Below are 11,953 nucleotides of genomic sequence, written 5' to 3'. Positions count from 1 at the left end.
AAGTAGCATAGCCAAAAGAAAATATAGCAGAACTTAAAATATAAATGAGGTTGTGCCAACGTTTTGACACAACCTCATTTTTATAATCAGATTAACCTTATCAGTCCAATTGAGCCAATTTGTTTTCAGAACCAAGCACGTTAACGATTTTGTGCTTGTAAAGTTTCTCCATGTTGTCACGAGCCGGACCCAGATATTTACGCGGGTCAAATTCAGCCGGTTTCTCAGCAAACACCTTACGAACAGCAGCAGTCATAGCCAAACGAGAGTCTGAGTCGATATTGATTTTGCAAACAGCAGACTTCGCAGCCTTGCGCAGTTGCTCTTCGGGAATACCGATAGCTGCTTCCAACTTACCGCCGAATTGATTGATAGTATCAACTTCTTCCTGAGGAACCGAAGAAGAACCGTGAAGAACGATAGGGAATCCAGGAAGTTTCTCCATTACAGCATCCAATACGGCAAATTCCAAAGGAGGAGGAACCAGACGACCTGTAGCAGGATCTACGTGGCATTGTTCGGGTTTGAACTTGTATGCACCATGAGAAGTACCGATAGAAATAGCCAAAGAGTCACAACCTGTACGAGTAGCGAAATCGATAACTTCTTCAGGATTGGTATAAGTATGGTGTTCAGCAGATACTTCATCTTCTACACCAGCCAACACGCCAAGTTCACCTTCCACTGTAACATCGAATTGATGAGCATAATCAACAACCTTCTTTGTCAAAGCAACATTTTCTTCGTATGGAAGATGTGAACCGTCAATCATTACTGAGGAGAAACCTGAATCGATACAGCTTTTACAAGTTTCAAAAGTATCTCCGTGGTCAAGGTGAAGAACAATTTCAGGATGTTTGCAGCCCAGTTCCTTAGCATATTCCACAGCGCCCTGAGCCATGTAACGCAGCAAAGTAGCGTTAGCATATTGGCGAGCACCCTTAGATACCTGAAGGATAACCGGAGACTTAGTCTCTACTGCAGCCTTGATGATAGCCTGCATCTGTTCCATGTTATTGAAGTTGAATGCAGGGATTGCATATCCACCTTTGATAGCGCGAGCAAACATTTCTCTTGTGTTTACAAGGCCTAAATCTTTGTAATTAACCATTTTGTTTAAAGTTTATTGTTAGTGAATTAAAATTCTACGCAAAAGTAAGCATTATCCTTTAAAAAGAAGAACAAGAGAAGAATAAAATACCTCTACTCACCAGTCAAATCCATTCTATTTTAAAGCTATTGGCTTGAATTAACAGAATATTGTAATCTCTATATTACAAAGTTTTTGCATCTGTCTGTTCATTCTCTCCTTTTGCGTTCTTACCTCTATAAACAAAAAAGCCGGAAAGCGAGTTTGTTTTCCGGCCTGTTATTTACACATTATTATATATTATCTTTTCAGATAGATAATCGTAGGTAAATGGTCGCTGTAACCGTTCAGCCATACGCGCCCGCCATGAGTACGCAAAGGTGAACCTTTGTATTTACCATCCTGCTGAATCAGGTAGTCGCGGATAAAAACCTCGCTATGGTCGTAACGCAGTCCTTTTTTCGCTTTCACCAACGGTCTGGACAGTACAATCTGGTCGAACAGATTCCACTTGCCACGATAGAGCAAGGTTCCCACACCCTTATCCTCCAGTATTTCCCACCAGGGATTGAAGAACTGATTGGCTTTCATGCCCGATATATATTTACGGGCCCCTAAAGTCTGCATGCTTTCATCCATCGGATCGTCATTCATATCTCCCATAACAAAGAGTTTCAGCTTTTTGTCTTCATGCATCAAGGAGTCCGTCAACGCCTTTACCTGCCTGGCGGCATGCACCCGCACCGGTGATTTCGCTCCGCGGGAAGGCCAGTGATTCACAATGAAACACACACGCTCACCCGCCATTCTACCGTCTACAATAAGGAAACCGCGCGTCAGATGCACCGTATCCCCTTCAAACGGAGCGGAAAGTACCAGTTTAGAGTTCGTCACGGCAAACTGTTGCGGATCATACAAAAGTGCACAGTCAATGCCACGTCTGTCGGGTCCCTCATAATGAACAAACTTATAGTTAGCCATAGCCGGCTGACTGACAAGATCCGTCAGTACCCTATAATTCTCGACTTCTGCCACGCCAATTACTGCCGGTCCCTCAGGAACCAGATTACGCGACAAGGAACTCAACACGTCCGAGAGATTATGCAGTTTAGCTTCGTACTTTTTCGCAGTCCACCGGTAACTGCCATCAGGCAGGAAGTCATAGTCATTCTTACCTGCATCATGGATGGTATCAAACAGATTCTCAAGATTATAAAACGCTATGCTATACAGTTTGCGTTCCGTGTTCTGGGCTACAACTATTGTAACGCTGAACCAAAAAGAAAAGAATACAATCAGTTTTCTCATAGGTGATATGATATTAATCTCCTGCAAAAATCTAAAATAAAAAGTTATAAACCTATCAATTGCCAGTTTTTTTTGCAAAAAACCTTTTTTCATTTCATAGAAAAGCATTATCTTTGCGCACTGAAAAAGACCATTACACTATTTATTACCAAAATAGTAACAGAATATAAATTAAAAAACAAATATTGAAATGAAAAAAGGTATTCATCCTGAAAATTACCGTCCGGTAGTATTTAAAGATATGTCAAACGGCGATGTGTTCTTGTCTCGTTCTACAGTAAATACTAAGGAGACTATCGAGTTCGAAGGCGAAACTTATCCGTTGGTAAAGTTGGAAATCTCCAGCACTTCTCACCCGTTCTACACTGGTAAGTCTAAGTTGGTTGACACAGCTGGTCGTGTTGATAAATTCATGAGCCGTTACGGTAACCGTAAGAAATAATCTGTTTTTCAAAGAAACGGAAAAAGGGAATCTGCTATAGATTCCCTTTTTTACTATATGCATACTACCCAACGTCAGTCCCATGCAAGACATAATTTCCACGGAAACCGCATCATCCTGTTTAGGTAAATCAGACTTTCCCGCGAAACGGCGGACGCACCACCACAGCCTTCAACTTACGGCCGCGCATATCAATACAGATTTCCGTACCAACCTTACTATATTCGGGCTTCACATACCCCATACCGATACCAATTTTACGGGTAGGCGACATTGTGCCCGAAGTAACCACTCCAATAGGAGTACCTTCCGGATTCTGTAACTCATAACCGTGACGGGGAATACCGCGATCTACCATTTCAAAACCAACCAATTTACGTACCGTACCCTCCGTCTTCTGTTTCTCCAGCATCGGACGATTGATAAAGTTCTTACCCTCTACAAACTTGGTAATCCATCCCAATCCAGCTTCAATAGGCGACGTGGTATCATCCAGGTCATTTCCATACAGGCAGAATCCCATTTCAAGGCGAAGCGTATCACGAGCACCCAAACCGATAGGTTTGATACCGAACTCCGCACCAGCCTCAAACACGGCATTCCATATTTTTATTGCAGCTTCAGGATAGAAATAGAGTTCAAAACCACCGGCTCCAGTATAACCGGTATTGGAGATTATAACATCCGGCTCACCTGCAAATTCACCATGCGTAAAGGTGTAATACGAAAGTTCGGAAAGATTAACAGGTGTCAGTTTCTGCAATGCTTCGATAGCTTTCGGACCTTGTACCGCAAGCTGCGCCATACGGTCGGAAGCATTCTCCAACTCAGCTCCCATCGTATTATGAGACATACACCAGTTCCAGTCTTTCTCGATATTGGAAGCATTGACTACCAACAGATATTTCTCCTGCTCGTACCGGTAAACCAATAAATCATCTACAATACCGCCATCCTCATTGGGGAAGCAAGTATATTGTACCTTACCGGGAGTAAGGGCTGCTACGTTATTAGAGGTGACTGTCTGTAAAAAGTCCAAAGCATGCGGACCTTTCACCCAAAACTCTCCCATGTGGGAGACGTCAAACACACCGACACCCTGACAAACAGTAAGATGTTCATCAATGATACCGGAATATTCGATAGGCATATTGTATCCCGCAAATTCGTGCATCTTAGCTCCCAGCGAGATGTGCGTTTCTGTAAATGGAGTGGTTTTCATGGTGTGACTTATAAGTTATAGATTATGATTTATTTGTTAGCGGCAACGAGTTCGGCTATCTTGACGATAACATTCATGGCTTTCTCCATATTCTGAATAGGAATAAATTCGTAACGTCCGTGGAAATTCAGACCACCGGCAAAGATGTTGGGGCACGGCAAGCCTTTGAACGAAAGTTGCGCACCGTCCGTACCACCACGAATAGCTTTTACGTGAGGCTCTACACCGACGGCTTCCATAGCTTTAAAAGCTGTATCGATGATATGCATCACCGGCTCAATCTTCTCACGCATATTATAATATTGGTCATGTAGTTCGAGTGCAGCTGTACCCTCGCCATATTCGGCATTAATTTTGCAGACAAGGTGTTCAAATTCTTTCTTGCGGCTCTCAAAACGGACACGGTCGTGATCGCGAATAATGTAAGTAACCGTGGTCTGCTCCACTTCACCCGTAATTCCAATAAGATGATAGAAGCCCTCGTACCCCTCGGTATGTTCCGGTGTTTCGTGGCTGGGCAACATGGAAATAAAACGATTGGCTACGCGGATAGAATTTATCATCTTGTTTTTGGCATAGCCCGGATGTACATTGCGTCCCTTGAAAACAATCTTGGCAGAAGCCGCATTGAAGTTCTCGAACTCCAGTTCGCCTACTTCACCGCCATCCATAGTATAAGCCCATTCGCAACCGAATTGCTCAACATTGAATTTATGCGCACCCAAACCGATTTCCTCATCGGGATTGAAACCGATACGGATTTTACCATGTTTGATTTCAGGGTGTTCTTTCAGATAAGCTACTGCCGAAACAATCTCCGCAATACCGGCTTTGTCATCGGCACCCAATAATGTTTTTCCGTTAGTAACAATCAAATCTTCTCCCTTATGGTCGAGCAATTCGGGGAATCGAGCAGGAGAAAGAACTACTTGCTCATCTGCGCAAAGAACAATGTCCTTTCCATCGTAATTCTCTACAATGCGCGGGGAAACATCTTTCCCGCTCATATCGGGACTAGTATCCATGTGGGCAATGAAGCCGACAACAGGTACAGACTTATCTATATTGGCAGGAAGAGTGGCAAACAGATAACCGTTCTCATCCAATGTAATCTCTTCCAACCCCAAAGCTTCCAATTCTTCTTTCAAGAACCTGGCAAATACCATTTGCCCCGGAGTACTCGGAGTTACCCCACTTTCCTCATTCGATTGCGTATCGAAACTTACATACTTTAAAAAACGTTCTACTAAAGTCATGATGATAGTGATTATAGTTAGTGATTAGCGATTAGTGGTTAGTGATGAACGATTAACGGTCAGTAGGCTACAACCGCGCCCTCCTTTTATCCGAACGGCATTAATCACTTATCACTAAACCCTAATCACTATTTTACTGCCGTAAAATTAAAAAAAGGATTGTGAACTGCCAAGCAATTCACGACCCTTTTTCATTCATTAATAACTATTTTGTCAATCAAAAGTGACTGCTACCATCAAAACAATGGGTACAAAGTTTACATTTAGGCAGACCAATAGCCTCAACCAATGTTTCCAGCGTATTGAACTTTAATGATGACAGTCCAAAACGCTCACGGATAACTTCTACCATTTTCTCGTACTCCGGCGAACCCGTAGTGGCATATTTCTCAAGATTTTTGTTTTCATCACCTTCCAACTCCTTAATGACACGGCGGGTAATCAACTCCAAATCTCCTTTGGATGCTGTGAAGCCTACAAACGGACAGCTATATATCAACGGCGGACAGGCAATACGAATATGTACTTCTTTCGCTCCATACTCATAAAGCACCTTTACATTATCGCGCAACTGAGTTCCACGGACAATGGAATCGTCACAAAACAGAAGGCGTTTACCTTCCAGCATGGCACGGTTAGGAATGAGTTTCATCTTTGCCACCAACGAACGCATTTCCTGCCTGCTGGGAGTGAAACTACGCGGCCAAGTCGGAGTATATTTTGAAATGGCGCGATGATAAGGCACTCCCTTTCCTTCGGCATATCCCAGCGCCATACCGACACCGGAATCGGGTATGCCGCACGTACAATCTACTTCCGAGGTATCGGTCTGTCCCATTTTCAGTCCGGAAACAAAGCGTACATCTTCCACATTCTTTCCCTCATAGCATGAAGTGGGAAAGCCATAATAAACCCATAGGAAAGAACATATCTGCATCTCCTCATTAGGTTTGCGCATCTGTTCCACCCCTTCTGCATGCAGACGGACAATCTCGCCCGGTCCCAGATAGCGGTCTATTTCATATCCCAAGTTCGGGAAACTACTCGATTCGCTTGTGGCTGCATATGCTCCATCTTTCTTACCGATAACAATGGGAGTGCGCCCCCAACGGTCGCGGGCGGCAATAATGCCGTCTTCAGTCAGCAGCAGCATGGAACATGAACCTTTAATATGCTTGTATACATTCTCAATGCCGTCTACAAAAGTCTTACCTTGTATCAGCAGCAAAGCGATAAGTTCCGTTTGATTGGTTTTGCCGGAGCTTAATTCGGCAAAGTGCATATTTTGCTCCAGAAGTTCGGTTTCCAACTCTTTCAGGTTCATAATCTTGGCAACCGTAACTATGGCAAAACGACCGAGATGGGAATTTAAAATAAGAGGTTGAGGGTCTGTGTCACTGATAATTCCGATGCCGGAATTTCCCTTGAACTTATCCAGTTCGTCTTCAAATTTCGTACGGAAATAGGTACTTTCCAAATTATGAATGGAGCGTGTAAATACAGCCTCATCCTGATCATAAGTAGCCAAACCGCCACGTTTTGTCCCTAAATGCGAATTATAATCTGTGCCGTAAAACAAATCCGCCACGCAACTTGCCTTGGCGACTGTCCCGAAAAAACCTCCCATAAGTTCCTTGTGTTATTAGTTATTTTATTAACGGGCACAAAGGTACAAAGAAGTTTCCTTGTGAGCGATATATTCCACCTCTAAAAATAATAAAAAACTCCCCGCCAAAACAAAGAAGTCAGTCCTGCGGGGAGTTTACCAATACCTAATAAGAATTTCTTTTTACCTTAATCATTTCCATTTTTTCACACTCTTCTTCTCAGCCGGAGTAGCTTCAATCAAGCTCAATGCGAAACCACCGCTACGTGCTTCCCAAACGGAGATTTTGGTTTTGTTGGTTACAATACCTTTCTTTATCTGATAGGAAGTAGGATTCTCTTTGTAGTCGGCATCCTTACCATCGGCATACAGAGTAGCTACATATCGCTTGCCCGGCGTCAGAAAATCGAGAGTAAAGCCGGCTGTGCGGGCATTTTCATCTGTAATGCCGCCTACAAACCAATTATCAGTACCTTTCGCCTTACGGGCTACGGTAATGTAATCTCCCGGTTCAGCTTCAATATATTCGCTGTCGTCCCAATCTACGGCTACATCTTTGATAAACTGAAATGCATCCATGTGCTTCTCGTAATTCTCCACTAGATCGGCAGCCATTTGCAACGGACTGTAAAGGGTTACATAAAGAGCCAACTGCTTGGCAAGCGTAGTTTGTACCTGTCCGTGAGGCAGGTCGCCCATGAAATCCAGTTTTGTATCAAAAATACCCGGAGTGTAGTCCATCGGTCCGCCGATAAGACGGTTGAACGGAAGTAGTGTGGTATGAAACGGCTTGCTACCGCCAAATGCTTCGTATTCAGTGCCACGGGCAGATTCGTTGCCGATAAGATTCGGATAAGTACGGCACAAACCGGTAGGACGTACGGCTTCATGGCCGTTGACACAGATTTTATAGTCGGCAGCTTTTTTTACGGCATAAAGATAGTGATTGTTCATCCATTGTCCGTAATGATGTTCGCCACGCGGGATGATATCTCCTACGTAACCGCTCTTCACAGCATTATAACCGTTATCGACCATAAACCGGTAAGCTTTGTCCATGTGGCGTTCGTAGTTGCGGACGGAAGAAGAAGTCTCATGGTGCATCATCAGTTTAACACCTTTACTCTTGGCATATGCATTCAACATCTTCACATCGAAATCGGGGTACGGAGTCACAAAGTCGAAAACATAATCTTTGGAGTGTCCGAACCAGTCTTCCCAACCTTCGTTCCAACCTTCTACCAGAACCTGGTCAAAGCCGTGGGCAGCGGCAAAATCTATGTATCTCTTCACGTTCTCATTGTTGGCGCCATGACGTCCGTTAGGTTTTGTTTTGGAATAGTCCGTTTCGCCCAACTTAACAGAAGGCAGGTCATCCGTATACGCCCAAGTGCTTTTACCGGCAATCATTTCCCACCATACTCCTACATATTTCACAGGTTTAATCCAAGAAACATCTTCATAAGCGCAAGGTTCGTTCAAATTTAAAGTCAACTTGGAAGCAAGAATATCGCGTGCATCGTCACTGACAATCACCGTACGCCACGGCGATTTACAGGGAGCTTGCATATAACCTTTATCACCTACTGCATCGGGCGTCAGCCAAGATTCAAAAATCAGATTTTTATCATCCAGATTCAGATGCATGCAGGAGTAGTCTACCAAGGCAGCTTCGTGCAGATTGATATACAAGCCGTACGCCGTTTTCATCTGAAGGGAAGTCTGTACGCCTGTCGGAGAGAATTGTGTCTGCGACGCATTACCGGTAATGGCAGATTTCATAAGACCGCGGATTTCAGAAAGTTTGGACTCTGTAAAGTCATACTCCTGCGTATCATAATCACCCGGAATCCAAAACGCCTTATGGTCACCCGTCATGGCAAATTGGGTACGTTCTTCCTTAATAACAAAGTAGTTCAAATTCTTTTGTAAAGGAAACTCGTAACGGAAACCGAGGCCATCATCGAAAAGACGGAAACGGATGATAATATTACGGTCTTGCGCTTTTTGGTCCAGCGTTACAGCCATTTCATTATAATGGTTGCGGATTTGTTTCACCTCACCCCACACCGGTTCCCATGTTTCGTCGAATGTAGACGTTTGGGTATCGGCCAGAGTAAATCCGTTCATCAGTCCCGGATCATTCTTCAATTCCAAACCCAGCTTTGAGGGCTTTATAACAGCTTTTCCTTTGTAGAAAAGTTCATAAACAGGTTCACCTTGAGAATTGACGGAGAAGTTTAATTGAAGTTGTCCATTGGGCGAGGTGATGCTCTCGGCCATTGCTGCACTACTCATAGAAAGTACGAGCAGGAAGCAGGTTAGTTTAATGCAAATTGCTTTCATGTTTCTCATGCTATGATTTATAATTTATTTGATGCAAATATAAGCAGGAAAGTCTCCTGATTTAAGGTTATCAAATGAAAATAGATATGAAATAAAAGCAAACGTTTGCATAAGTGATTATAAACCTGTTTTTTAAAAGAAATACCGCTCACTCGGAAATACAAATGGAATGAAAACACTATCTTTGTCAACTCAATACCAGACTTCAATTATTATGACTAAAATATTGATAGCCATATTTCTTGGCGGCGGCACAGGCAGCGTATTGCGCTATTGCGTGCAAATGGCACTCCATGAACGGATAGTACCCTACTCCTTTCCTTGGGCTACATTTGCCGTAAACATCATCGGAGGCTTCCTGATAGGATTGTTCTACGTCTTATCCGCCCGCTTCAACTTATCCGCAGAAGTAAGAATATTGCTGACTACCGGCTTGTGTGGTGGCTTCACCACTTTTTCCACATTTTCCAACGACGGATTGATTCTGATTAAACAAGGATTTTACGGATTATTCGCCCTATATACCTTATTAAGTATCTTGTTGGGAATATTTGCAGTATGGGGCGGAAATATCTTAGGGAAGACCTTTTAAAACAGCAATCATGAGAACAGGCAAACCCTTCAGCATGCCGCCCGTACGGGTCATCTCCCCCACTTTTGAAAGTCAAGTCGAGAGTTCCAAATCACTCAAGGAATGGCTTAGGACCGAAGAAACTGTCAGAGGGATATGTTTCAGCAAACAAACGGAAGAATCAATGGATTGTTCTTATAAAAGTATCACCAATTGCACTTTCAGCCATGTACAGTTCAACAACTGTAAACTGAAAGCTACTCACTTTACGGATGTCCGTTTCGAGCATTGCGATTTGTCCAACATATCATTTGCAGAAAGCTCTCTTTTTCGGGTAGAATTCATTTCCTGTAAACTGGTAGGCACAAATCTGCCAGAAACAATCCTGAATCATTGCAGGATGCAGGATTGCAATGCGAGATACCTCAATTTTTCCATGAGTAAAATCAATCAGGCGGAGTTCACCACCTGCGATTTGCGTAACAGCGACTTCAACGACTGCAAGTTGACTTCCATCGCTTTTACCAATTGCGAGTTAGTAGAAGCGGAATTTTCGCATACTCCGCTCAGGGGCATTGACTTGAGCGATTCGCATATCGAGGGTATTCACGTCAATCTGCCGGATATACGGGGAGCTATCGTCAGTACCCACCAAGCCATGGACCTGACAAGCCTGCTGGGACTCGTAATAAAAGACTGAACAATTTTCCATTTTCACTTGTTATACCTATGGAATTTACATTTAAAATAAAATAAGATGAAAATAGAAAAGATTATCGGACGTGAGATTCTTGATTCAAGAGGAAACCCTACCGTAGAAGTTGATGTAATATTAGAGTCCGGCTTTATCGGCCGCGCTTCCGTACCCTCCGGTGCATCCACTGGCGAACATGAAGCCCTAGAACTGCGTGACGGTGATAAAAAACGTTATGGTGGCAAGGGAGTACTGAAAGCCGTTAACAATATTAATAATATCATCGCTCCCAAATTGATCGGCATGTCGGTTCTTGAACAGATGAGTATCGACCATACCATGCTGGCCTTGGACGGCACAAAGACCAAATCCAATCTGGGTGCAAATGCAATCTTGGGGGTTTCGCTTGCCGTAGCCAAAGCAGCGGCGGCATACCTTGATATTCCCCTCTATCGCTATATCGGTGGAACAAATACATATGTAATGCCTGTTCCGATGATGAATATCATCAATGGCGGTTCGCACAGTGATGCCCCCATCGCTTTCCAGGAATTTATGATACGTCCGGTAGGGGCGAATTCTTTCCGTGAAGGTCTGCGCATGGGCGCAGAAGTGTTCCACGCCTTAAAGAAAGTATTGCATGACCGCGGACTTAGTACTGCTGTAGGCGACGAGGGCGGTTTCGCTCCCGACTTGACAGGCACAGAAGACGCTTTGGACTCGATCATTGCTGCCATTAAGGCTGCCGGCTACGAACCGGGCAGGGATGTGATGATTGCCATGGACTGCGCTTCTTCCGAATTCTATCACGACAGCATTTACGATTACAGCAAATTCGAAGGTGAGAAAGGCAAAAAACGTACAGCCAACGAGCAGGTAGCTTATCTGGAAGAGTTGATTGACAAATATCCTATCGACTCTATCGAAGACGGCATGAGCGAAAACGACTGGGATGGCTGGAAGAAACTGACCGACCGCATCGGAAACCGCTGTCAACTGGTAGGTGACGACCTATTTGTCACCAATGTAGATTTCCTTGCCATGGGTATCGAAAAAGGTTGCGCAAACTCCATACTGATTAAGGTAAATCAAATCGGCTCCCTGACAGAAACGCTGAATGCCATCGAAATGGCGCACCGTCATGGCTACACGACCGTTACGTCCCATCGTTCCGGCGAAACGGAAGATTCCACGATTGCAGACATTGCCGTAGCCACCAACAGCGGTCAAATCAAGACCGGTTCTTTAAGCCGTTCAGACCGTATGGCTAAATACAATCAGTTGTTGCGCATCGAAGAAGAGATAGGCAATAACGCCGTATACGGATACAAAAGAATAAAAGGGTCAATGTAAAAACCTGAGGGGTAATATTTGTAAAAATCCTATCTTTGCATAAAACTAACTCAGAAATCTTATGG

The 11,953-nt window shown here is 43.8% G+C and carries 10 protein-coding genes; 4 read left to right on the top strand and 6 right to left on the bottom strand.

The window, feature by feature from the left end:
* Positions 1 to 100: 100 nt before the first annotated feature.
* Positions 101 to 1,111: a class II fructose-bisphosphate aldolase gene (locus AB5903_RS20575; RefSeq protein WP_005652060.1), complete on the bottom strand. Its 1,011-nt coding sequence runs from the start codon at positions 1,109 to 1,111 to the stop codon at positions 101 to 103.
* A gap of 279 nt (positions 1,112 to 1,390) precedes the next feature.
* A complete protein-coding gene (locus AB5903_RS20570) occupies positions 1,391 to 2,398 on the bottom strand; it encodes an endonuclease/exonuclease/phosphatase family protein (protein WP_195658615.1) in 1,008 nt (335 codons plus the stop codon).
* A gap of 190 nt (positions 2,399 to 2,588) precedes the next feature.
* Here AB5903_RS20570 and AB5903_RS20565 point away from each other — a divergent pair, with 190 nt between their 5' ends.
* Positions 2,589 to 2,840 carry a type B 50S ribosomal protein L31 gene (locus AB5903_RS20565; RefSeq protein ID WP_004289781.1) on the top strand — a complete coding sequence of 84 codons (252 nt, stop codon included), beginning with the start codon at positions 2,589 to 2,591 and terminating at the stop codon, positions 2,838 to 2,840.
* Between the two features lie 130 nt (positions 2,841 to 2,970).
* Here the strand turns inward: AB5903_RS20565 and gcvT are convergent, their stop codons facing one another.
* The 4 genes from gcvT to AB5903_RS20545 form a co-directional block, all read right to left on the bottom strand.
* Positions 2,971 to 4,062: a glycine cleavage system aminomethyltransferase GcvT gene (gcvT, locus tag AB5903_RS20560; protein WP_005652071.1), complete on the bottom strand. Its 1,092-nt coding sequence runs from the start codon at positions 4,060 to 4,062 to the stop codon at positions 2,971 to 2,973.
* A gap of 29 nt (positions 4,063 to 4,091) precedes the next feature.
* Positions 4,092 to 5,318: a peptidase T gene (pepT, locus tag AB5903_RS20555; protein WP_005652073.1), complete on the bottom strand. Its 1,227-nt coding sequence runs from the start codon at positions 5,316 to 5,318 to the stop codon at positions 4,092 to 4,094.
* Between the two features lie 217 nt (positions 5,319 to 5,535).
* Positions 5,536 to 6,945: an amidophosphoribosyltransferase gene (locus AB5903_RS20550; protein WP_005652075.1), complete on the bottom strand. Its 1,410-nt coding sequence runs from the start codon at positions 6,943 to 6,945 to the stop codon at positions 5,536 to 5,538.
* Between the two features lie 171 nt (positions 6,946 to 7,116).
* Positions 7,117 to 9,279, bottom strand: coding sequence for a glycoside hydrolase family 97 protein (locus tag AB5903_RS20545; RefSeq protein ID WP_272709834.1), 2,163 nt, complete (start codon positions 9,277 to 9,279; stop codon positions 7,117 to 7,119).
* 205 nt (positions 9,280 to 9,484) lie between these two features.
* Here AB5903_RS20545 and crcB point away from each other — a divergent pair, with 205 nt between their 5' ends.
* The 3 genes from crcB to eno are packed head-to-tail and all read left to right on the top strand — an operon-like array spanning position 9,485 to position 11,888.
* The gene (crcB, locus tag AB5903_RS20540; protein ID WP_195658613.1) at positions 9,485 to 9,862 is read left to right on the top strand and encodes a fluoride efflux transporter CrcB; all 378 of its coding nucleotides are present in this window, start codon (positions 9,485 to 9,487) and stop codon (positions 9,860 to 9,862) included.
* A gap of 10 nt (positions 9,863 to 9,872) precedes the next feature.
* On the top strand, positions 9,873 to 10,541 hold the full coding sequence (locus AB5903_RS20535; RefSeq protein ID WP_117667597.1) for a pentapeptide repeat-containing protein: 669 nt from the start codon (positions 9,873 to 9,875) through the stop codon (positions 10,539 to 10,541).
* 57 nt (positions 10,542 to 10,598) lie between these two features.
* On the top strand, positions 10,599 to 11,888 hold the full coding sequence (eno, locus tag AB5903_RS20530) for a phosphopyruvate hydratase (RefSeq protein WP_195658612.1): 1,290 nt from the start codon (positions 10,599 to 10,601) through the stop codon (positions 11,886 to 11,888).
* Positions 11,889 to 11,953: the final 65 nt, after the last annotated feature.

This window comes from Bacteroides sp. 2201st1_D9_2201SCRN_220225 (assembly GCF_040928965.1).
Taxonomy (GTDB): Bacteria; Bacteroidota; Bacteroidia; order Bacteroidales; family Bacteroidaceae; genus Bacteroides; species Bacteroides stercoris.
Note: the sequence above shows the minus strand (reverse complement) of the source record. Positions and strands in the feature narration are given on the sequence as shown.